This is a genomic window from Shouchella shacheensis (assembly GCF_001484965.1).
In the GTDB taxonomy this organism is placed as follows: domain Bacteria; phylum Bacillota; class Bacilli; order Bacillales; family Bacillaceae_D; genus Shouchella; species Shouchella shacheensis.
The window spans coordinates 206,018-229,380 of sequence record NZ_KQ947393.1 but is presented as its reverse complement, the minus strand read 5'-3'; the positions used below and the strand labels follow the sequence as shown (position 1 = coordinate 229,380).

General features: G+C 49.5%; 19 protein-coding genes and 1 pseudogene. 17 read left to right on the top strand and 3 right to left on the bottom strand.

Annotated features, from left to right (window positions below; translation table 11 throughout):
- Window position 1: 1 nt before the first annotated feature.
- Window positions 2-580, top strand: a complete 579-nt coding sequence (locus AVZ68_RS01050) for a ComE operon protein 2 (RefSeq protein ID WP_059102682.1) — start codon at window positions 2-4, stop codon at window positions 578-580.
- 15 nt (window positions 581-595) lie between these two features.
- Complete coding sequence (locus AVZ68_RS01045; RefSeq protein WP_059102681.1) at window positions 596-2,953, top strand: DNA internalization-related competence protein ComEC/Rec2; 2,358 nt, start codon at window positions 596-598, stop codon at window positions 2,951-2,953.
- On the opposite strand, the gene AVZ68_RS19545 is transcribed toward AVZ68_RS01045, so the two are convergent.
- Window positions 2,950-3,087, bottom strand: coding sequence for a YqzM family protein (locus AVZ68_RS19545; protein WP_082676229.1), 138 nt, complete (start codon window positions 3,085-3,087; stop codon window positions 2,950-2,952). The two genes, AVZ68_RS01045 and AVZ68_RS19545, sit on opposite strands and share 4 nt — an antisense overlap.
- 781 nt (window positions 3,088-3,868) lie before the next feature.
- On the opposite strand from AVZ68_RS19545, the gene holA reads away from it, so the two are divergent.
- Window positions 3,869-4,894: a DNA polymerase III subunit delta gene (gene holA, locus AVZ68_RS01040; RefSeq protein WP_059102680.1), complete on the top strand. Its 1,026-nt coding sequence runs from the start codon at window positions 3,869-3,871 to the stop codon at window positions 4,892-4,894.
- Between the two features lie 402 nt (window positions 4,895-5,296).
- On the opposite strand, the gene rpsT is transcribed toward holA, so the two are convergent.
- Window positions 5,297-5,569, bottom strand: coding sequence for a 30S ribosomal protein S20 (gene rpsT, locus AVZ68_RS01035; RefSeq protein WP_059102679.1), 273 nt, complete (start codon window positions 5,567-5,569; stop codon window positions 5,297-5,299).
- A gap of 176 nt (window positions 5,570-5,745) precedes the next feature.
- On the opposite strand from rpsT, the gene gpr reads away from it, so the two are divergent.
- The 14 genes and pseudogenes from gpr (at window position 5,746) to deoC (ending at window position 22,135) form a co-directional block, all read left to right on the top strand.
- On the top strand, window positions 5,746-6,867 hold the full coding sequence (gene gpr / locus AVZ68_RS01030; RefSeq protein WP_059102678.1) for a GPR endopeptidase: 1,122 nt from the start codon (window positions 5,746-5,748) through the stop codon (window positions 6,865-6,867).
- A 247-nt stretch (window positions 6,868-7,114) separates the two neighbouring features.
- Entirely contained in the window at window positions 7,115-8,254 is a 1,140-nt protein-coding gene (locus AVZ68_RS01025) for a stage II sporulation protein P (RefSeq protein WP_059102677.1), read from the top strand.
- Window positions 8,255-8,614: a hypothetical protein gene (locus AVZ68_RS01020; protein ID WP_059102676.1), complete on the top strand. Its 360-nt coding sequence runs from the start codon at window positions 8,255-8,257 to the stop codon at window positions 8,612-8,614.
- Between the two features lie 120 nt (window positions 8,615-8,734).
- Window positions 8,735-10,558 (top strand): translation elongation factor 4, encoded by a 1,824-nt coding sequence (gene lepA / locus AVZ68_RS01015; RefSeq protein WP_059102675.1) that lies wholly within the window; start codon window positions 8,735-8,737, stop codon window positions 10,556-10,558.
- Window positions 10,559-10,629: 71 nt separating this feature from the next.
- A complete protein-coding gene (gene hemW, locus AVZ68_RS01010) occupies window positions 10,630-11,799 on the top strand; it encodes a radical SAM family heme chaperone HemW (protein WP_180316651.1) in 1,170 nt (389 codons plus the stop codon).
- Between the two features lie 414 nt (window positions 11,800-12,213).
- The gene (gene hrcA / locus AVZ68_RS01005) at window positions 12,214-13,245 is read left to right on the top strand and encodes a heat-inducible transcriptional repressor HrcA (protein ID WP_059102674.1); all 1,032 of its coding nucleotides are present in this window, start codon (window positions 12,214-12,216) and stop codon (window positions 13,243-13,245) included.
- 174 nt (window positions 13,246-13,419) lie between these two features.
- Entirely contained in the window at window positions 13,420-13,992 is a 573-nt protein-coding gene (gene grpE, locus AVZ68_RS01000; RefSeq protein ID WP_059102673.1) for a nucleotide exchange factor GrpE, read from the top strand.
- A 29-nt stretch (window positions 13,993-14,021) separates the two neighbouring features.
- Entirely contained in the window at window positions 14,022-15,854 is a 1,833-nt protein-coding gene (gene dnaK, locus AVZ68_RS00995; protein ID WP_059102672.1) for a molecular chaperone DnaK, read from the top strand.
- 162 nt (window positions 15,855-16,016) lie between these two features.
- Window positions 16,017-17,135: a molecular chaperone DnaJ gene (dnaJ, locus tag AVZ68_RS00990; RefSeq protein WP_059102671.1), complete on the top strand. Its 1,119-nt coding sequence runs from the start codon at window positions 16,017-16,019 to the stop codon at window positions 17,133-17,135.
- 29 nt (window positions 17,136-17,164) lie between these two features.
- Window positions 17,165-18,109, top strand: a complete 945-nt coding sequence (gene prmA / locus AVZ68_RS00985) for a 50S ribosomal protein L11 methyltransferase (protein ID WP_059102910.1) — start codon at window positions 17,165-17,167, stop codon at window positions 18,107-18,109.
- Window positions 18,110-18,113: 4 nt separating this feature from the next.
- The gene (locus tag AVZ68_RS00980) at window positions 18,114-18,857 is read left to right on the top strand and encodes a 16S rRNA (uracil(1498)-N(3))-methyltransferase (RefSeq protein ID WP_059102670.1); all 744 of its coding nucleotides are present in this window, start codon (window positions 18,114-18,116) and stop codon (window positions 18,855-18,857) included.
- A 15-nt stretch (window positions 18,858-18,872) separates the two neighbouring features.
- The gene (gene mtaB, locus AVZ68_RS00975) at window positions 18,873-20,210 is read left to right on the top strand and encodes a tRNA (N(6)-L-threonylcarbamoyladenosine(37)-C(2))-methylthiotransferase MtaB (protein ID WP_059102669.1); all 1,338 of its coding nucleotides are present in this window, start codon (window positions 18,873-18,875) and stop codon (window positions 20,208-20,210) included.
- A gap of 214 nt (window positions 20,211-20,424) precedes the next feature.
- Window positions 20,425-21,383: pseudogene (locus AVZ68_RS00970) on the top strand (DMT family transporter).
- A gap of 77 nt (window positions 21,384-21,460) precedes the next feature.
- Complete coding sequence (deoC, locus tag AVZ68_RS00965; RefSeq protein ID WP_059102668.1) at window positions 21,461-22,135, top strand: deoxyribose-phosphate aldolase; 675 nt, start codon at window positions 21,461-21,463, stop codon at window positions 22,133-22,135.
- An 84-nt stretch (window positions 22,136-22,219) separates the two neighbouring features.
- On the opposite strand, the gene AVZ68_RS00960 is transcribed toward deoC, so the two are convergent.
- Entirely contained in the window at window positions 22,220-23,149 is a 930-nt protein-coding gene (locus AVZ68_RS00960; RefSeq protein ID WP_059102667.1) for a Na/Pi symporter, read from the bottom strand.
- Window positions 23,150-23,363: the final 214 nt, after the last annotated feature.

Genomic DNA, 23,363 nt, shown 5'->3' with positions numbered 1-23,363 from the left:
TTTGGAGCGCATATCATGGGATCAATATTTTATGGCGCAAAGCCACTTGCTTTCCTTAAGGAGCACCTGTCCCAGGCTGAAAGTAGGGGCAACGATTGTGAGAGATAAACGAATTATTGCGGGCGGGTACAACGGCTCGGTGTCCGGTGAACCCCACTGCTTGGATCAAGGATGCTATATCGTGGACAACCACTGCATTCGCACCGTTCACGCGGAGATCAATGCGCTCTTGCAATGCTCTAAATTTGGTGTACCGACCGACGGAGCGGAAATCTACGTGACGCATTTTCCCTGTGTACACTGCAGCAAGTCGCTCATTCAGGCCGGCATCCAGAAAGTGTTCTACGCCAAAGAGTACAAAAATCATCCGTACGCTGAGGAGCTTTTTGCGTCCTTAGGAATCGAATGCGTTGAAGTCGAGCTCGATCAAGGCATTATGGATCAGCGCTACCAGGAGAAATTAACGCTGACCACATCGCTGCTTAACGAGCTAGAACGGTTAGGCGCGAGTGACGTGGAACTTGAATCCTACGCGAAAAAAACAAAGCAAATCTTTTTTGATATGAATGTAGACGACTAATCAGGAGGAGCGGGGATGGCCTTTCTTGTTGTGATGATGCTCGCTGCCATGGCCTCAGTTACGGCCGTACTTCGCGGAGAACTGTTGATTAGTAGCGTCTTTTTGATTGTTGCTCTTTGGCTCACTTTCCGTCTGGATAAGGAGCAGCGCTTGAGGTGTGGAGGCGCAGCAGTCGCGGTCTTTTTATGTTATGCGGGTGTATCGCTGTATACCGAGAGCACGAATGAAACGATGCTTCTAGAAGGAGAAACGGCAATGGTCGTTCATATCCATGAGCGGGTGCACCTAGACGGTGACCTCTTACGAACGGAAGTGCTCAGTGAAGAGGGGGAGCGACTGAGCCTCCGCTTGTACTTGGAAACCGAGGAACAGCAGGCGCTCGGGTCCCTGCTCCCGGGGGATCGTTGCCGCGTTAGCGGAACCTTAAAGCCGCCCGCACCCCCAAGTAATTTCTACGCGTTTGATTACAAACGGTATTTATATGAGCGTGGCATCCACTGGCAGCTAGAAGGGCAGTCGTCTTCGATGGACTGTCAGAGAGAGACCGCCGGGTGGCGCTTCCTTCTTCCGCGCTTTCGTGCCGCTCAAATCGAGCGTATTGCTCAAACCTTTCCGTCTGAGGTGGGAGGGGTGGTTGTCGCACTGACGTTTGGCGAGCGAGCCTTTGTTGACGCACCTGTACTGGGGGCTTATGAGCGTCTTGGCATTGTGCATCTGCTTGCTATTTCCGGTCTGCATGTCGGCCTTGTGACTGCGGCGCTTTTTTACAGTGCAATCCGGCTTGGTCTCACGCGCGAGAAGGCGATGGAGGGGGTGATGGTGTTTCTCCCGATCTTTGTCATGTTGACAGGCGTTGCGCCGCCGGTTGTGCGTGCTGCAAGTATGGCCTTTGTTGTGTTGCTTTGCTTGCGCTTGAAACTTCGTATTCACCCGTTCACGGGATTTAGCTGTATCTTCTTTCTCTTTCTGCTCATCCAGCCCTATGCTCTTTTCCAACTCGGTTTTCAACTTTCCTTCCTCGTCTCCTTTTCGCTTTTGCTCTCTGCTCCAACGATTCACCGCCGGTATCGCTCGTATATCTCTCGCCTCCTTTGCCTAACAGGAACGGCTCAGCTCATCGGCCTGCCGTTGATTTTGTATCACTTCTTTGAATGGTCTCTCCTTAGCCTCCCTTTGAATCTGGTCTACATTCCTTTTGTAAGTCTTCTTGTCCTACCTGCGAGCTTCTTGGCGGTGATCCTTGATTTTATACTCCCTCTGTCATTGAACTTCCCCCTGCAGGTGTTGGCCCTTATTGTGCCAGTGGTTCACGATTGGCTGTTAACACTTGATGGATGGCGAGCACCTACACTTGTTGTCGGTCGCCCTTCACTAGTGCTGATGCTCGCTTTTTTTGCTGCCATTGTGTACATGTTCGTTAACTGGGGTCAAGGACGCCCAGGGTGGTGGTGGCGCCCGGCGCTGTCGCTTGTAGTCATCATGGGTATACAGGTTGCCGCCCCTTATTTCAAGAGCGAGGCAGTGGTGACGATGCTTGATGTTGGGCAAGGGGATGGCTTTGTGATTGAACTGCCTTACAGACAAGGGGTGTACGTAATTGACACGGGTGGCGTCATCTCTTTTCATGACGAGGAATGGCGCGAGCGCAGCCGGACTTTCGACACCGGCGCGGATATTGTCGCTCCCTATTTGAAGGCACGCGGAATTTCGAAGGTTGATAAATTGATTCTGACCCACGGTGATTATGATCACATAGGTGGGGCGATTGGCTTAATGGAACAAGTGCGCGTGCAGGAGGTACTGTACGGCGCGGGAGGGTTGGAAAAGCCGTTTGAAGAAGAAACGCTACAGTTTGCTTATGATCAGGGAGCGAAAATATCCTTCAAGAAGAGTGGTGATACTTGGAGTCAGGGAAAACAGCAATTTGGGATACTCGCTCCACTCGGCACGGAAGCAACGACCAATGACCGCTCGCTGGTGGTCTACGCAGAGATGGGCGGAGTTTCTTGGCTGTTTACAGGCGATCTTGAAGAAGAGGGAGAGAGGGCGATGCTCAGGCGATTTCCAGCCTTTGGGGTAGATGTGTTAAAAGTGGGTCACCACGGCAGTAAGACTTCGACGACGGAGGAATTAATGGCCATGCTCGGGCCGCAGATAGCGCTTATCTCCGCTGGGCGAAACAATCGCTTTAATCATCCTCATCCGGAAGTGATGGAACGCTTGAGTGAAGCGAATGCGACGGTGTTTCAGACAGGGGAACACGGGGATGTACGGATGACAATTAAGAACGGAAACATGGATGTACGTTGGGCCTTAAACAGCAAAAAGCAGAAAGGTCTGTTCTCCTTTCCGCTCTTAGAGGCTTCTTTTTAGTAGTAGCTTGCCACGTCTACGATGTTTGCGATAATGAAAATTAGCGCGAAAAAACCAAAAGAAGCAATAAAACCTATGCCTGAAGGGATAACGTCGTTTGCTTTGTCTTGAACATCTTGTTCAAATTTGTTCATGTGGCACCTCCTTCATCCGTTTTTAGTATACGCGATTCCGCCCAAAAATAAAAGAACTTGTCTAGTTGCGGCGGGTAGAAGCGCCGAGATTTTTCAGTCCTAGACCGAAATCCAAACCCGGGATTTCTAGTCCAGGCCTTCCAAAATTCGCGCTTCTAAGCGACCCGCCTGCACTTTTCGGATTGTCTTGCTTTGAATTGGGTCTTCCTTTCTGCTAAGAGTTGTCACCTATAGAGCGAGCGAACATAGGATATTCTAGAAGTAAGGCTTACTCATCGCCCGTTGTTGACTGGGTGTGCCTAGGGTCTCGGTCAGGAACGTTTACCATAGATGAATGCCATGAAGCAGAAGCGCGGAGAGAGCGCTTCTGTTTTTTTGTCTAGTTGCGGCGGGTAGAAGCGCCGAGATTTTTCAGTCCTGGCCCGAAATCCAAGATCGGGATTTCTAGTCCAGGCCTTCCAAAATTCACGCTCCTGACCAACCCGCCTGCGCTTTTCGGCTTTGTCTAGTTGCGGCGGGTAGAAGCGCCGAGATTTTTCAGTCCTGGCCCGAAATCCAAGATCGGGATTTCTAGTCCAGGCCTTCCAAAATTCGCGCTTCTAAGCAACCCGCCTGCACTTTTCGTCTTTGGCGGCTCGGGTACCTTTGGGCGTGAGGGTTGGGCCGATTTGAATAAAACGGTGATCGCTGGCGTTTGTAGGCGAAAGCTTTGCTTGTTAAATTTCCTTTTACCACTTAAAATTGATGGACATAGAAGTGTTAAGACAGGTGATGGATCAAAATGGATATGATGACAAGCATAAAAAACATCAAGAAAAAGCAAATTGAGCCCGTCTATTTTTTACAAGGAACCGAGACGTTTTTAATGGAGCAGTTTGTGAAGGAGCTGGAGGCACAGCTTTTGACAGCGGACGAAGCAGAGATGAATCACACTCATTACCGACTGGTGGACACGCCTCTTTCACAAATTGTTGAAGACGCCGAGACCTTCCCCTTCTTTGCAGGAAAAAGGATTGTTGTCGTCCATGACTTTTACTTAGTGACCTCGCAAAAAGTGCAGACCAAGGTGGAACACGACCCAAGCGTCTTGGAGCAGTATCTCAAAGCCCCCGCTCAGGAAACGGTGCTCGTTCTCATCGCTCCGTATGAAAAATTGGACGAGCGTAAAAAGCTCTCCAAGCAGCTGAAAGAGGCGACGTTTGTCAGCCTAGCCCCCTTTGATGAAAGACAGGCTTCCGTCTGGATTGATGAACAAGCAGGGACGTGTGGGGTGTCGATCGAACCTGAGGCGAAACAAGCCCTCTTGTATCGCGCGGGGGTGCACCTTTTCATGCTTAGCCATGAAATCAAAAAATGTGCGCTTTACGTCGGGGAAGGGGAAGCCATAACAATTGGAGTGGTAAAGGAGCTTGTGGCTGAAACAGTGGAACAAACGGTGTTTGATGTGATCGATCATGCCGCCAAAGGCCGAGTCGGCCAAGCGGTTGCCATGTACCACCAGCTGCTCAAACAAAAAGAAGAGCCTCTGGCCATTTTAGCGCTGCTCACACGACAGTTTCGCATTTATTTTCAAGTCAAGAACCGTCTTGGGAGAGGCTACACGCAAAAAGAAATTGCTACACAGCTTAAACTGCATCCGTATGTCGTCAAGCTCGCCAGCCAGCAAGTCGGGCGTTTTTCAAATGAAATGCTTCAAGGCGCCCTTGTGCTTGCGGCGGACACCGATTACGGGATCAAAACAGGGAAATGGGAAAAAGTCCTTGCTGTGGAGCTGATGCTGATGAAACTTGGACAGATGGGGAAGTAGGCACTCGGGTGGGGAGGATGGTTAGGCCCATTCAAGTCAAGTTCGGACTTGATCTGCCGTCGCTCCAGAACTTGTCGCTCGTAGGCAGGGCGCCTTCACCTTTCTTGATCTAGTTGCGGCGGGTAGGAGCTCGAGATTTTTCAGTCCTGCCCGGAAATCCAAGGTCGGGATTTCTCGTGCAGGCCTTCCAAAATTCTCGCTCCAGACCAACCCGCCTCCACCTTTCTTGATCTAGCTGCGGCGGGTAGAAGCTCGGGATTTTTCGCCCCGACAACAAAATCCAAGACCGGGATTTCTTTTATCGGGTCTCCAAAATCCTCGCTTCTGATCGACCCGCCTTCACCTTTCTACACAAAAAAGATCACGGGTGCGCCACCCATGATCAGCTAACTCTTTCCTTATTTACACGTTTGCACCGTTCAATTTTTTCGCTAGGCGAGATTTTTGACGAGATGCAGCGTTTTTATGAATAAGGCCTTTGCCTGCCGCTTTGTCAAGCTTTTTTACCGCTTGAACGAACGCTCCTTGCTTTGCTTCAGTACTTGCACTGTCTGTGTTAGCCACGACTTCAAAATTACGAACCGCAGAACGGAGCGCAGATTTTTGAGACGTGTTTTGAGCGCGACGAGCCTCGCTTGTTTTCACACGTTTAACCGCAGATTTAATGTTTGCCATTTGTTTCACCTCCTGATCACAGCAGAACTCTATACAAAAGTCGTCTTGAGCTTGCTTGTCAACAATCTGCATTCTATCAAAACTGGTTAACAAATGCAATAGAATCTGTGAATGACCGAATGTTTTCTTCCCTGCGAGGAATGCTAACAGTAGCTAACTTCAAGGGAGGAATGACAATGGGCCACGATTTAAACATGGAACCCTTTCAAATACGAACCGATTTAGCAGTGGAAGCGCACGAAATCGTATTGGAAGAGGAGCAAAGGCAGAACCCTGATCAAAAAGCCAAGATGGTCTCTGATGTCGAGATTACCGAAGAGACACAGGACGACGTTAAAATTACGCGCGTGACGATTGGTGAAGAAGGGGCCGAGCGTCTACAAAAAAAAGCGGGCAACTATTTGACATTTGAAGCACAGGGTATTCGTCAAAAAGATACGGAGCTGCAAGATCGAATGGAAGAAATTTTTGCCGCGCAGTTTGCCCAGTTTTTGAAAGACTCGGGGGTTGGGCTTAATGATTCCTGTTTAGTCGTTGGACTTGGAAACTGGAACGTGACCCCTGATGCGCTGGGGCCGCTTGCGGTTGAAGAGATCCTTGTTACAAGGCATTTGTTTACACTCGCGCCAGAAGAGGTGGAAGGTGGGTACCGGTCCGTTAGTGCTGTTACGCCAGGTGTTATGGGGCTAACCGGGATTGAGACGAGTGATGTGATCTTTGGGGTCATTGAAAAAACCAATCCGGATTTCGTCATTGTTGTGGATGCTCTCGCTTCTCGTTCCATTGACCGCGTCAATACAACCATTCAAATTGCCGATACGGGGATTCATCCAGGGAGCGGCGTTGGCAATAAGCGTAAAGAAATGAGCAAGGACACACTCGGCATCCCTGTCATTGCGATCGGAATTCCAACGGTTGTGGATGCGGTGACGATTACAAGTGACACCATCGACTACGTGTTAAAGCATCTGGGCCGTGAAATGCAGGAAGGGGATGTGCCTTCGGGTAGGCTCGCCCCAGCAGGAATGACGTTCGGTGAAAGAAAGACACTCTCTGAGGAGGACTTACCTGAAGAGCACAGCCGCAACACAATTCTTGGTATGGTCGGCACGCTTGAAGATTATGAGAAGCGGCAGCTGATTTCTGAAGTCCTTTCTCCACTAGGCCATAATCTTATGGTGACCCCAAAAGAAATTGACGTCTTCATAGAGGACATGGCGCATGTCGTCGCTGGGGGATTGAACGCAGCATTGCATCAAAAAGTCAATCAAGAGAATATTGGTGCCTACACGAAGTAATGGAGAGACCTGATGCCACTGTGCATGGGGTCTTTTTTATGTCTAGCTCCGGCGGGTAGAAGCACCGAGATTTTTCAGGCCTGGACCGAAATCCAAACCCGGGATTTCTAGTCCAGGCCCTCCAAAATTCGCGCTTCTAGGCGACCCGCCTGTGCTTTTTGTCTTGCTCGTAGTCATGTTCTCACGCGCCCAGGCATAGGTATAACTGATTCGGTCAGGACAAGCTGCGAAGGGAGACGGAGTCAGAATGCCACCATCCAAACAAAAGACAAGCCTGTTACGCATCGCTTCCACACTTGTGATTGCCATGATGACCCTGTTCTTGTGTACGAGTGTTCTTGTCGTAGGAGGTCCAGGCAGAGGGCTAACCTCAGGTACGATTCACAACTGGACGATGGATATTGAGGGGGAGCACTTCCTCAGGCTGATGAGCATGGAAAATCGTTTGTTTGAGCAAGCGCTCCCTGCTGAGGCCAAACCTTTTTCTTTGAGCGCTTTGGTCTTTGAGAGTGCCACCAGTATAAGTTTAGATGATCCAAGGAGTTTGCTTGGAAGGGAACTTCCGGGTTTTTCGGTTTTTGATTCGACCATTCATATTGCAGGGGAGGGCACGGATTACACAAACCTTTCCATTGAATCCCCTCCCCCGAAGGATGTGATGATGGCCGAACGTGAGGCCAAGCAAGAGAGCTTAGCGAAAAGAGAAGAGCTGGACCGGGCAGCGGAAGAGGCGACGGATGTGCCGGATGAAAAAATCGTCTACATTGGCACTGCGCATACGTATGAGTCGTTTTTGCCAGAACTTGAGGCAACCGACCCAGACGAAGCGATGCATCCAGAGGTCAATATTACGATGACAGGGGAGAAGTTAAAGCAAGAGCTCGATCAGCGTGGCTTTGGAGCCCATATGGAGCAAAGGGATGCCCAAGCGGTGCTGCAGGAAAGAGGGTTAGGGTACGGAGCGTCCTATGATGTTGCAAGGGAGTTTGTTCAAAGTGCAATGAAGGAAAATGAAGACCTTACCTTCTTCTTTGACCTTCACCGAGATTCGCTACCGAGAGAGGAGACGACGGTGGACATTAACGGGGTCTCTTATGCGCGAACGATGTTTGTTGTAGGAACCGATCATCCTGAATACGAAAAAAATCTCAAGCTCGCCGAAGATTTACACACGATTATGGAAGAACAATATCCAGGTCTGAATCGAGCGGTTATTACAAAAGGAGGCGCAGGGACGAACGGAAAATTCAACCAAGACCTCTCACCAAATTCAGCGTTGATTGAAATCGGCGGCGTGGATAACACATTGGAAGAAACCTACGCCACGACAGAAGCCATTGCCGATGTGTTTGCCGAGTACTACGAAACGAATGGAGGGGGAGAATAAATGAAACGCTTTTTCGTAACCACAGGAATCATTGGCATCCTTTTTCTTCTGGGGACGCTTCTCGGGGTGCAAATGATGAGTGAACAGTATGGGTTTTCCGAGCCGGCCAAACTCAGTACACCAGAAGAAAGAGAAGCTGCCGAAAAGCCTGATCCCCTTAGCGTAGAGAAAAAAAAGGAGGCGGACCAGCTGAAGAGAGCGACTGGGCCCACAAACTTTTTTTCGGATCTTGGTAGCTCGTTTGCGAACACGTTCCAGGCGGTAACCCTTGGTGGTTTGGACGCTCTCGCTGGGTTTGTACACAATGTTATAAACAAAAATTACCCTGAGGAAGACAAGTCAAGGGAAAGCTTTGATTGAAGCGAGGTCGAACCCTTGCTATAATGGGAAACAGTGTATGTACGTTGCGACAGCTCATGAAGGGAGGCGGCGAGGCTTCCCTCTTTTTTGAGTGCGCACTTATGAGGGGTGACTTTAACAATGAACAATGAACAGCGCCTTAGCCGTCAGTCCAGAATCCGGAACTTTTCGATCATCGCGCATATTGACCACGGAAAATCAACGCTTGCTGACCGAATTTTAGAGAAAACAGGAGCGCTCACAGATCGTGAAATGAAAGATCAAACGCTCGATGCAATGGATCTTGAGCGGGAGCGGGGCATCACCATTAAGCTGAATGCTGTTCAGCTTAAATACACCGCGAAGGACGGAGAAGACTATATCTTTCATTTGATCGATACGCCGGGGCACGTCGATTTTACATACGAAGTTTCCCGAAGTCTTGCTGCTTGCGAGGGTGCGCTTCTTATCGTAGACAGCGCCCAGGGAATTGAAGCGCAGACGCTCGCCAACGTCTACCTGGCGCTTGATAATGATCTTGAAATCCTTCCCGTGATTAATAAAATTGATTTGCCAAGCGCCGAACCCGACCGCGTCAAGCAAGAAGTCGAGGATGTGATTGGTCTTGATGCGTCCGAAGCCGTGCTTGCTTCGGCAAAGAACGGGATTGGCATCGAAGAAATTCTTGAGCAGGTCGTAGAGAAAGTGCCTGCCCCTGCAGGTGACCCAAAAGCCCCACTGAAGGCTCTTATTTTTGATTCCTTGTATGATCCGTACCGCGGCGTTATCGCTTATATTCGAATCGTCCAGGGCACCGTTCGTGCCGGTGAGAAGATTCGCATGATGCAGACGGAAAAGGAATTTGAGGTCTCTGAGATTGGCGTTTTCACACCGAAAGCGACCAAGGTGGACGAGCTGACCGTTGGCGACGTTGGCTTCCTAACAGCAGCCATTAAAAATGTCGGAGACAGCCGTGTCGGGGATACGATTACGAGCGCTGTGACTCCTGCGGAAGCTCCGCTGCCTGGCTATCGAAGAAAGAACCCGATGGTCTTCTGCGGACTTTATCCGATTGATACGAGTGAGTACAATGACTTGCGCGAGGCGCTTGAACGTTTGGAGCTTAATGATGCATCCCTTCAATACGAACCGGAGACCTCTCAGGCGCTTGGCTTTGGCTTTCGCTGCGGATTTCTTGGTCTATTGCATATGGAAATTATTCAGGAGCGAATCGAGCGAGAGTTCGGCATTTCACTTATCACAACGGCGCCGAGCGTTATTTACAATGTGATGATGACCGATGAAGAGCTTGTTCGTATTGACAATCCGTCCAATATGCCCGACGCGCAAAAAGTGGAGTATGTTGAAGAACCCTATGTAAAAGCCACCGTCATGGTGCCAAATGATTTCGTTGGGGCCGTGATGGAGCTTTGTCAGAAAAAGCGCGGGGATTTTGAAGACATGCAATACCTGGACGAGAATCGCGTACAAATTGTCTATGCGATTCCGCTCTCAGAGATTGTCTATGACTTTTTCGATCAGCTGAAATCAAACACGAAGGGCTATGCCTCGTTTGACTATGAGCTGATCGGTTACAGGCAGTCGAAGCTCGTAAAGATGGACATTCTGCTAAACGGGGAAAAAGTAGACGCCCTTTCGGTGATTGTTCACCGGGACTCTGCGTATGAGCGTGGGAAAATTATCGTCGATAAGCTCAAAGAACTGATCCCCCGCCAGCAGTTCGAAGTGCCTGTACAGGCAAGCATCGGAACGAAGGTGATTGCCCGCTCAACGATCAAAGCCATCCGTAAAAATGTCCTCTCCAAATGCTACGGCGGGGATATTTCCCGGAAACGAAAGCTTCTCGAGAAGCAAAAAGAAGGAAAGAAGCGGATGAAAGCCGTCGGGAATGTGGAAGTTCCGCAGGAAGCATTCATGGCGGTCCTCCGTATGGACGACAACTAAACATAAAACTGCCGCCTCGCCGTCGTTTGTGGTTGAGGCGGGCTTTTTCATGTGACAAGGAGGACGACGTTTTGGGCAGATCAATGTATATCCACATCCCGTTCTGCGAGCACATCTGTCACTACTGTGATTTCAATAAAGTGTTCCTGGAAAATCAGCCTGTCAATGCCTATATTGAGGCGCTGATTCAGGAAATGAAGGAAGCGCGGCGTGTGCAAGGCGATGTTCCCGTTCGCACCATCTATATTGGCGGTGGCACGCCGACCGCTCTTACGGCTTTGCAGCTCCGCACTTTGCTGGAAGCCATGCATGCAATCTTCCATTTGGAAGAAGTGGAAGAGTGGACCGTGGAAGTCAATCCAGACAGCGCGGATGGGGACAAGCTTGCGGTTTTGAAGGCGTTTGGCGTCACGCGCCTGAGCATTGGTGTGCAGACGTTCACCCCAGAACTGCTCTCGGAAATCGGCCGCACCCACTCGCCAACAAGTGTTACACAAGCGATTGAAACAGCGCGTGCCTATGGCTTTGACAATATTTCCGTTGACTTGATGCTCGGTCTGCCGAAGCAGCGCGTCGAAGACTTTTCAGAGGCCGTTGACCAAGCTCTTGCCCTTGGCGTCCAGCATATTTCCGCTTACGCCTTAAAGATTGAGCAAAAGACGGTCTTCTTTAACCGTCACCGTAAAGGACAGCTCTCCCTGCCGCCTGAAGAAACGGATGTCGCCATGTATGACCTCTTAAAAGTAAAAACGAAGGAAGCAGGCCTCTCTCAGTATGAGATTAGCAATTTCGGCAAGCCTGGTTATGAGTCGAGGCACAATCTCGTTTATTGGAACAATGAAGAGTATGACGGTTTCGGGGCAGGCGCTTCCGGCTACGACCAGGGCATTCGCTATCAAAACATTAATCCCGTGCAGAAATATATTGATGCTGTGACGAGTGGGAAGATGCCGCGTCTGCGTGAGCATAAAGTGCCTTTAATCGAAAAAGTGGAGGAATCGGTCTTTCTCGGTCTCCGAAAACGTGAGGGCGTAGAGAAAGTGGCCTTTGCTCGTCAGTATGGAGTTGAGCTGGAAACATTATTTGGCGAGGAAATCGAGGAAGGCAAGCGTCGCGGACTGCTTGAGGAGAGCGAGGCGCGTCTCAGGTTAACCGAAGACGGATTGCTTCTTGGAAATGAAGCGTTTGAATTGTTCTTAGCGGTGTTAGACGATGAAGATCTGGCGAAGGTGAAGGTTTAAGGTCAGAGGATGTGCGTGAAAAAGGCTGAATGTGCGTGAGAAAGCCGTGGATGTGCGTGAGAAGGGCGCGGATGTGCGTGAGAAAGGCCGAATGTGCGTGAGAAAGGCCGAATGTGCGTGAGAAAGCTGCGGATGTGCGTGAAAAAGGCGCGAATGCGTGTGAGAAAGCCGCATATGTCTGCACGAAGTCGAGGATAAGAGGGTCAACGGCCGTGGCCGCTGGTCAACTGCCATCGAATTTCCATAAATAGGTTTTTGCCAGTCCCCCCACTTTGACGCTTAAACGTTTTCTTGTCGTTAGACTAGTTTTGTCTCCCCCGCGCGGTTTTCATTATTGACAAATCCTGACCTATTTGATAGTGTATCAATAGTATTAGCACTCGTGGAGCTTGAGTGCTAACAGGGGGTGCAGATATGCTAACTGAAAGGCAGCTTTTGATCCTGCACGCAATTGTTGACGACTACGTTCGGACTGCGGAGCCTGTTGGTTCCAGAAGCATATCGAAACGTGACGACATTCCATTTAGCCCTGCAACGATACGTAATGATATGTCAGATCTAGAGGAACTCGGCTTTTTGGAGAAGCCTCATAGTTCTGCCGGTCGGGCGCCTTCTCAGCAAGGGTATCGCTATTACGTAGATCATTTGCTCTCACCGCATCGCTTAACAGGGGCAGAACGAGCGGGCATTTCAAGCCTTGCTTCGGCGCGCCTACAAGCGATGGAAGAGGTCATTCAGGAATCGGCTCGGATCCTATCTGAAATGACAAGCTATGTTTCGATTGTGCTCGGGCCGGAATGGCTGGAAGCCAAGCTAAGAAACATTCAAATTGTGCCGATGAATGATCATAAAGCCATTGTCATTATTGTCAGTGAGACAGGGCATGTGGAAAATCATCTTGTCCATATTGATGAAGCCGTGACGCTCAGTGATTTGGAGCGCACTGTCAATCTGTTGAACGAACGTCTCGTGGGGACTCCGCTTGTGCATTTGCAAGGACGAATTTCCGCAGAACTCGTGAAGTTGTTTAAGCAGCATGTCGCAAATTACAAGCAGGTACTCAAAGCGTTAAACGATTCATTCAACGTTACAAAAGCCGACAAAGTATTTTATAGTGGCAAAACGAATTTGATGATTCAGCCTGAATTTCAGGATATGAATAAAATAAGATCCCTTTTTAACATGTTGGAAGAAGAATCGCTGATGCACCAATGGCTTCGTAGTCAAAATAACGGCTTGCATGTCAGCATCGGAGCCGAGAATGAGATTGAAGCATTTGAGTCCTGCTCGCTTGTCACAGCAACGTATGCGATTGATGGTCGCCATGTGGGAACACTTGGAGTCATCGGCCCGACTCGTATGGAATACAGGCGCATGATCAAAGTGGTTGATTCACTTTCGAAGGATTTGTCTAAGCTATTGACAGATCTCTATCAAAATGATTAAAACGTATGTGTGGCAAGTGAAGGACTTGCTTGCTACTCTACATAAAAGTGAGGCTTCCCCAAACTCAAGATACGGGTAGTTGTGCTTATACTTCTCGCTGAAGGGGTCTTTTTATGTTCACGTAAGACCCTAAGGTGGGTGATGGATTGAACGATTGCAGGAGGTGAACAACTCGTGACTGAAGAAAGAAGAGATGAACAAGAAGTGGTTGCAGATGAAAAGGAACAGCAAGTTGAAGAGCCAGAGTCTTTGCAAGCTGAAGACACAGACGAAGCTACTGATGCGAATGCACAAGCTGCGGAGGAAATAGAAATCAATCCACTTGAGCTTGCCGATGTAAAAAACCGCTTGGCACGTGTGCAAGCGGATTACGATAATTTCCGTCGTCGCTCGCGTGAGGAGAAAGAGGCGCAAGCGAAGTACCGTGCCCAAGGCTTTATTGAGGAACTCTTGCCGGCCCTTGACAACTTTGAGCGCGCCCTTGCCGTCGAACCGGAAAGCGAGGAGGCGAAGCAGCTCCTCGAAGGGATGAAGATGGTCTACCGTCAATTGCAGGAGGCGCTAACGAAAGAAGGCGTTGAAGCGATTGCGACAGAAGGGGAAACCTTTGATCCTCATCGTCACCAGGCAGTGATGCAAGTCGAGGAAGAAGGGTTTGAACCAAATCAAATCGTGGAAGAATTGCAGAAGGGCTATCAGTTAAAAGACCGTGTGCTTAGACATTCCATGGTCAAAGTAAATGTGTAAAAGATATTAGCATTGGGAGGAAATTTGAAATGAGTAAAGTAATTGGTATTGACCTCGGAACAACAAACTCTTGTGTTGCCGTTATGGAAGGCGGCGAAGCTACTGTTATTCCGAATCCGGAAGGCAACCGGACGACGCCATCCGTTGTCGCATTCAAAGATGGGGAGCGTCTTGTAGGAGAAGTGGCTAAACGTCAAGCGATCACGAACCCAAACACGATTAGCTCCATCAAGCGTCATATGGGAACCAATCACAAAGAAGACATTGAAGGCAAAGAGTACACGCCACAAGAAGTGTCGGCGATCATCCTGCAAAAGCTAAAATCCGATGCGGAAGCCTACCTTGGCGAAACTGTAAGCAAAGCGGTGATTACCGTGCCTGCTTACTTTAATGACTCTCAGCGCCAAGCAACAAAAGATGCTGGGAAGATTGCTGGCCTTGAAGTCGAGCGTATTGTTAACGAGCCAACCGCAGCAGCGCTTGCTTACGGACTTGAAAAAGAAGAAGACCAAACGATCCTTGTCTATGACCTTGGTGGCGGTACGTTTGACGTCTCCATCCTTGAACTTGGCGATGGTTTCTTTGAAGTAAAAGCAACGTCTGGGGATAACAAGCTCGGCGGGGATGACTTTGATGAAGTGATCATTAAGCACCTCGTTGCAGAGTTCAAAAAAGAAAACGGCGTGGATCTTTCTCAAGATAACATGGCCATGCAACGTTTGAAAGATGCTGCAGAAAAAGCGAAAAAAGACCTTTCTGGGGTCGCGCAAACACAAATTTCCCTTCCGTTTATCACAGCGGATTCTACAGGACCCAAGCATCTTGAGCTAACACTCTCTCGTGCGAAATTTGAAGAACTCTCTTCCGGTCTTGTAGAGCGAACGCTTGCACCAACACGTCGTGCACTCTCGGATTCTGGACTTTCCGCAAGCGACATCGACAAAGTGGTGCTCGTTGGTGGTTCGACTCGGATTCCTGCTGTTCAAAATGAAATTAAGAAATTAACAGGGAAAGACGCGCACAAAGGCGTCAACCCGGACGAAGTCGTGGCCCTTGGTGCAGCCGTTCAAGCGGGTGTCTTAACTGGGGACGTGAAGGATGTCGTTCTTCTTGACGTAACACCTCTATCTCTCGGGATTGAAACGATGGGCGGAGTGTTCACGAAGTTGATCGAGCGAAACACAACGATCCCAACGTCTAAATCTCAGACGTTCTCGACCGCAGCCGATAACCAGCCGTCGGTTGATATTCACGTCCTTCAAGGGGAGCGCGAAATGGCCGCAGGCAACAAAACGCTGGGTCGTTTCCAACTAACGGACATTCCACCAGCACCGCGTGGCGTGCCGCAAATTGAAGTGACGTTTGACATCGATGCGAACGGGATCGTCAATGTTAAAGCGAAAGATCTTGGCACAAACAAAGAGCAGTCGATTACGATCACGTCTTCTTCTGGACTTTCGGACGAAGAGATTGAACAAATGGTTCAGGACGCAGAAGAGAATGCGGAAGAAGACAAAAAGCGTCGTGAAGAAGTGGAGCTTCGCAACGAAGCCGATCAGCTTGTCTTCTCTACAGACAAAACGATCACAGATCTTGGCGAAAATGTAGAGCAAGAAGAAAAAGACAAAGCGGAAGCGGCTAAAGAAAAACTTAAAACCGCACTTGAAGGCGAAGACCTTGAAGCGATTAAGACAGCGAAAGATGAGCTTCAAGAAATCGTGATGGGCCTCTCTACGAAAATGTACGAGCAAGCAGCGCAAGCGGCTCAGGCTCAGCAAGAAGCGGAAGGTTCCACGGAGCAAGAAGATAATGTCGTCGACGGGGATTACGAAGAAGTAAAAGACGACGAGGAAAAGAAATAAGGGCTTAAAGATGAGAGAAGTCAAAGTCAGCGTTATGGCTTTGGCTTTTTTCTCTGATTGGGCGCATGTCCTATTGCGCCAAGAGTTCAGTAAATGATAAGATGTACGTTATGTGAGAAAACGTGAAGGCGATTGGTATGCCTTCAGTCGGGAGGAAGAAACGTGGCAAAAAGAGACTTTTACGACGTCCTTGGCGTCGATAACAATGCATCGGTGGATGAAGTGAAAAAAGCATACCGTAAGCTAGCGCGAAAATACCACCCAGATGTCAATAAAGAAGAGGGCGCGGAAGCTAAGTTTAAAGAGGTTAAAGAAGCATACGACACGCTAAGCGACCCGCAGAAAAAAACCCATTACGATCAGTTTGGGCACACTGATCCAAACCAAGGCTTTGGCGGCGCTGGAGGCGCAGGTGATTTTGGCGGGTTTGGCGACATCTTTGATATGTTCTTCGGTGGCGGCGGTGGACGTCGGAATCCCAACGCTCCTCGCCAAGGCGCTGATCTTCAATATACAATGAACCTTGAGTTTAAAGAAGCCATTTTCGGCAAAGATACAGATATTGAAATTCCTCGAGAAGAAACGTGTGAGACATGCGATGGATCAGGGGCAAAGCCTGGTACTTCACCTGAAACCTGTTCCCATTGCGGCGGTTCCGGTCAGCTAAATGTTGAGCAGAACACGCCGTTTGGTCGTGTTGTCAATCGTCGCGTCTGTAACCATTGCGAGGGAACAGGGAAAATGATCAAGGACAAATGTACGACATGCGCGGGCAAAGGAAAAATCCGTAAGCGTAAGACGATCAATATCAAAGTTCCAGCAGGAATTGACCACGGACAGCAGCTTCGCGTTTCCGGTCAAGGGGAGGCAGGCGCGAACGGTGGACCACCGGGAGACCTGTATGTGGTCTTTAACGTCAGCGACCATGAATTCTTTGAGCGTGACGGCGAAGACATCTACTGTGAGGTTCCCCTCACCTTCCCACAAGTGGCGCTTGGTGATGAGATTGAAGTCCCGACGCTTACGGGGAAAGTGAAACTGAAAGTTCCAGCAGGAACACAAACAGGCACGAACTTTCGTCTTAGAGGGAAAGGTGCCCCCAATGTTCATGGACGGGGTCAGGGCGATCAGCATGTGCAAGTGCGTGTCGTCACGCCGAAGCAGCTGTCTGAAAACGAAAAAGAAATGATGCGTGAGTTTGCCGGCATGAGCGGCGGAAAACCAGAGGAGCAGCAAGACGGCTTTTTTGATAAACTGCGCCGTGCCTTTAAAGGGGATTAAAGGCAAACGATGGAATGGAGCGAAGCAAAATGAAATGGGCAGAGTTTCGTGTTCACGCAACGCAAGAAGCGGTAGAACCGATCTCCAACCTGCTGCATGAAGCGGGAGCAGCTGGTGTCTCTATTGAAGACCCTTACGACCTTGTGATGCAGTGGGGCTTTAAATACGGGGAACTCTATGAACTCTCCCCGGGAGACTATCCAACCGAAGGCGTGATGATCAAAGCGTACTTCCCAATGAACGAGAGGTTTGAGGAAACGATTGCCACGGTGAGGAAGCGTGTATTAGCGCTTCGGGAATTCGATATTGACCTTGGAAAAGCCGAAATGGACTACGTGCAGGTCGATGAAGAGGACTGGGCCACAGCCTGGAAAAAATACTATCATCCGGTGAAAATTACAGACAGGATCACGGTGTTGCCTACATGGGAAGAGTACGAACCGACGGAGGGCGAGCTCATCATTGAGCTTGACCCGGGCATGGCCTTTGGAACAGGGACGCATGCAACGACGATGCTTTCGATCCAAGCGCTTGAACAAGTAGTTAAAGCGAAAGACGCAGTGATTGACGTTGGTACAGGCTCAGGCGTCCTAGCGATCGCGGCCTATCGGCTTGGGGCGACATCGATTACTGCGCTTGACTTGGACGATGTCGCTGTGGCGAGTGCACAGTCCAACTTTGCTTTGAACGGGGCTGAGGCGCTCATTGATGCCCGGCAGAACCATTTGCTTGAGGGCGTGCCAGCGGAGACCGCTGATGTAGTGGTGGCGAATATTTTAGCAGAAGTGATCGTTACGTTTACCGATGATGCGTATGGCGTCATCAGACCTGGGGGCCACTTTATTACCTCTGGTGTTATTTCTAGAAAGAAAGATGAGGTAAGTGAAGCGATTAGGACATCAGGCTTTGAGGTGGTCGAGGCCAAGGAAATGGACGACTGGGTTGCGATCATTGCCAGGAAGCCACAGGGGTGAGTTTATGCAGCGCTATTTTGTCTCTGATGAGCAAATGACAGAGGGATGCGTGAAGGTTCATGGCGACGATGCGGCTCACATCGCGCGCGTAATGCGCATGCAAACAGGGGATGCAATCACCTGTCTTAACGAGCAAGGTCGGGCTGTGATTGCCAAGCTGGCAGACGTCAGCACAGAGATGGTGCGTGCAGAGATTATTAGGGAGATAGAAATGGCAGTCGAATTGCCCATTTCTGTCACCATTGCTCAAGGCCTACCCAAAGGGGACAAGCTAGAGCAGGTCATTCAAAAAAGCACCGAACTTGGGGCGAGCTGCTTCCTCCCTTTTATTGCAAGTCGTTCTGTTGTGAAATGGGATGCCAAGAAAGCAAGCAAGAAACGGGAGAGGCTTCAGAAAATCGCCAAAGAGGCAGCCGAGCAGTCCCATCGTCAGTTCGTGCCAACGGTCGAGTCGCTCACGTCATTTTCAGCGCTTCTTGAGCTGTCAACAAGCTACGACGCTATCCTTGTATGCGATGAAGAAGAAGCGAAAGCTGGCGAGAGCAAGCAGCTAGCGTCGACGTTCGCGAGGCTCCACCCCGACAATACACTGCTTGTTGTTATCGGTCCTGAAGGGGGGCTAACAAGAGAGGAAGCCAGCGCCTTACACGCGGTCGGTGCGCATTCCTGTGCTCTTGGCCCGCGGATCTTACGGACAGAAACCGCGCCCCTCTATCTGCTTGCGGCGCTGTCCTACCATTTTGAATGATCGAGGTGAAGCAATATGGATACAGTGGCCTTTCACACATTAGGATGCAAAGTGAATCACTATGAAACAGAAGCGATCTGGCAGTTGTTTAAGCAGGAAGGCTATGAAAAAGTCGAGTATGAACAAACGTCAGACGTCTACGTCATTAATACATGTACCGTTACCAATACGGGAGATAAAAAAAGCCGTCAAGTGATTCGCCGTGCCATTCGCAAGAACCCGGACGCCGTGATATGTGTCACGGGCTGCTACGCACAAACCTCCCCGGCGGAAATTATGGCGATTCCTGGCGTTGACATTGTTGTGGGTACGCAGGATCGAACAAAGATGCTTGATTACATTGAGCAATATAAAAAAGAGCGAAAGCCAATCAACGGCGTTGGCAACATCATGAAATCACGCGTCTACGAAGAGTTGGACGTGCCGTCGTTCACAGATCGGACGAGAGCTTCCTTGAAAATCCAGGAAGGCTGTAATAATTTCTGTACCTTTTGTATCATCCCGTGGGCACGTGGCCTTATGCGCTCCCGCGATCCAGAAGAAGTCGTCAAACAAGCGCAGCAGCTTGTTGAGGCTGGCTATAAAGAGATCGTCCTTACCGGCATCCATACCGGCGGATACGGCGAAGATTTAAAAGATTACAGCCTGGCGCGCCTGCTTGAAGACTTGGAGCATGTCCGCGGCTTGAAGCGGGTTCGAATTTCTTCGATTGAAGCGAGTCAGCTTACTGATGAAGTGATCGGCGTCATTGGTCGCTCGAACAAAGTCGTTCGTCATATGCACATCCCGCTTCAGTCCGGTTCCGATACCGTTTTAAAACGAATGCGTCGTAAATATACGATGGCCGCTTTTGCCGAGAGAATAGGGAAGCTGAAGACGGTTCTTCCCGATCTAGCGATTACGTCTGATGTCATCGTTGGTTTTCCAGGAGAAACAGCGGATGAATTCCAAGAAACGTATGACTTCATTCGCGCTCATAACTTTAGTGAACTGCATGTTTTTCCTTATTCCAAGCGTACAGGAACGCCAGCCGCGCGGATGACGGACCAAGTCGATGAGGCGATTAAAAACGATCGCGTTCACCGTTTGATCGAGCTGTCAAACCAGCTAGCCAAAGAATACGCTTCAAAGTTTGAAAACGAAGTGCTCGAAGTGATTCCAGAGGAGCGCGACAAAGAGAATCCGGAATCCGGTCTCTTTGTTGGCTATACGGATAATTATTTAAAGGTCAAGCTCCCTGCAGAGGAAACAATGGTTGGTGAAATTGTCAAAGTGAAAATCAAGGAAGTGGGCTACCCTTATAATAGAGGTGAGTTTGTCCGTGTAATGGAAGAGAGCGAGCAGCTCGCCTAATGAGAAGACCGATCGGTAACGTCCGATCGGTCTTCTTTTAGCTCCGGCGGGTAGAAGCGTCGAGATTTTTAGTCTTGCCTAGGATTTCTCGTGCGAGCCCCCAAACTTCTCGTTTCTGAGCGACCCGCCTCCGCTTTTCTTCTAGCCAGTGACAGGCAGCGAGGCGTATAATGAGACTGGATTGTGGATTTTTTTGTCAAAGGGGCTTTGCCACATGAAAGGAATGCTTATTGGAATTCTTGCTTCACTCTTTTTCTCTACCACCTTCATTTTGAATCGCATGATGGAAGTAGACGGAGGCAGCTGGTATTTTAGCGCCTCCCTCCGGTTTCTGTTTATGATCCCGTTTCTCTTGCTCCTGGTTGGTTGGCGCACGGGCTTTGCCCCTCTAAGAGGAGCGACGCGCGGGAAGTTGCGCCAATGGTTTGGCTGGAGCTTCGTCGGTTTTGTGATTTTTTATGCGCCGCTCACTTTTGCCGCTGCTTACGGACCTGGTTGGCTCATAGCTGGAACTTTCCAGCTAACGATTATCGCTGGTCTCCTGCTCTCGCCGCTTTTTTTACAACCGTGGATGGGAAAAGACGGCGGCAGCGCATCCCGGTTGCCTCTCTCGGTTCCTCGGTTGTCATTTTCAGCGGCGTCCTTCTGATACAATGGCAGCATGCCACAGAGCTTCACTTTGGATACGCTCTTGCGACAGCACTACCAGTTGCTGCAGCGGCCTTTGCCTATCCGCTCGGCAACCGCAAAATGATGGAGGTCACAGACGGTCAGCTGGATACGTTCTCAAGAGTGCTTGGCATGACGCTTTTTACGACTCCATTCTGGCTGGCGCTCTTCTTTTATGGTGTGTGGCAAGAAGGTCTGCCGTCCATCTCTCAAGTTGGGCAGACCGCCCTTGTTTCTATTTGTGCAGGGATCATTGCAACGCTGCTGTTTTTCTATGCGACCGACATAACACGGCGTAACCCTAATCAGCTGGCAGCCGTCGAAGCGACTCAGTCGGGTGCTGTATTTTTCTCTGTCACCATTGAAGTTCTGCTGCTAGGAGGGGCGGTCCCACCAGGTACTGCTCTTGTTGGGCTTGGGCTAATTATAGGTGGCATGATTTTGCATAGTTTTTTGACGAGATCTACGGTTAAAACGCAGAGGCGGCAGAGGAGAGTGGGTTAGCGGTGGGGGGACTCGTCTTCCCTTTGATTTCATGATATGATGCAGAGGTACGAACAACGACGGAAAGGGTGATCATCGTGAGCTCATCAGTTGCGAACTTGATTGATCATACATTGCTAAGGGCAGATGCAACAAAAGAAGAAATTCTCGCCCTATGCGCGGAGGCAAAAGACTATCAATTTGCTTCGGTTTGCATTCAACCAGCGTGGGTGAAGCTTGCTGCGGAGGAGTTGAAAGAGGCCAAAGAGGTAAACGTATGCACGGTGATTGGTTTTCCACTTGGTCAGTCAACAACGGCAGTCAAAGCTTTTGAGACGGAAAATGCGATTAAAAACGGAGCTACGGAAGTAGACATGGTCTTAAACATTGCTGCTTTAAAAGGCGGAGACAACGAGTTTGTAGAGCAAGATATTCGTGCGGTCGTCGAGGCGGCGAGCGGCAAAGCGCTAACGAAAGTCATCCTTGAGACCTGTTTGCTTACGGATCAAGAGAAAGAGCAGGCGTGTGAGTTGGCAGTCAAAGCAGGGGCTGATTTTGTGAAGACGTCAACGGGCTTCTCGACCGGAGGGGCTACTCTTGCCGACATCGAACGTATGCGTAGGATAGTAGGGGATCACATTGGCGTGAAGGCATCTGGAGGCGTGCGCAGCTTGGAGGACGTTCGATCCATGGTTGAAGCAGGAGCGACGCGTATCGGAGCGAGCGCTGGAGTAGCGATTGTTCAAGGTGAGCAAGGGCAATCCGATTATTGATAAAGCAAAGAAAACGAGGCTAATGGCTGGTATGTGCTGTTTCAATCATTTGAAACAGCACATTTTTGTGAAATAAAACGCCCATCAATTCTTACGATGAAATCTCTCGACAAACGCTGCAAAATAGCGAACAAACGGCAGGACAAGAAGCGAGCAAATAATATTAAAAATGGTGCTTGCATGAGCGAGCTGCAAGCTCGAAGATGCCGCGAGCAGCGAAGAAACATGAGCGAGAAAGTCAATCAGTGGGAAGAAAAGAAGCACTCCGAAAATGTTTAACCAAATATGGGCGTGGGCGACCATTCGAGCCGATTTTCCGGCACCGATGCTTGCCATATAAGCGGTTAGACATGTACCAATATTGGCGCCTAGCATAATGGCCACACCGGAGTTTAAGCTTAGCACTTGGTCTTGAATAAAGCCCATCGCAATCGCAATGGTGCCTGTGCTTGATTGAATGATGGCCGTCATAAGCCCTCCGAGCGCAATTCCCCCGAGATAGTGATCGTTTGTCCACGTAAAAAAAGAATGGGTGAATGGGAAGGAAGCGACCGGTTCAGCAAGTGATTCAAGGCCATTCATAGCGATAAAAATACAGGCGATACCGAAAGAAACACAGCCGAGACAATAAGTCAGCTGTCTGGGAAAAAGAAGCAAAATGACTCCCCCGATCAGAAGGGGAAGAATATAGGAGCTTAAGTCAAAGGCAATGATTTCTAAAGTTAAGCACGAACCGATATTTGTTCCTAAAATGACGCCGATGGTCTGTCGAAAGGTTAAATAACCGGTGGCAACTAGACCAACGGCCATGACCATGACCGCTGAACTGCTTTGAAAAACAGCCGTAATCACCGTGCCGACAATTAATCCTTTCCAGGCCGAGTCGGTGAGCTTAACAAGAACGTCATGAAAGCGCTCCTTGCCAAGATTGTACAAGCCGGCACGCATGATGAACATACCGAACAAAAATAAAGCTACAAAAACAGCAAGCAATGTAAAAAGTTCTTGAACCACATCGACCACCTCGTCCTATTTATATGGACGGGGTTTCCTGGACATGACAAAAAGATAAACGCTGATTTGTAGTAGAAGACTGAGGTTCGCATAGGGGAGTGATGCCTTCTCAAGGAGAGCAGCGATGAACATCGACTTTTGCTGAACTTCTAACAATCCGGTTGACCGAAAAGTTCTGCTGTATTATACTGATACAGACGTGCCACGTACACGT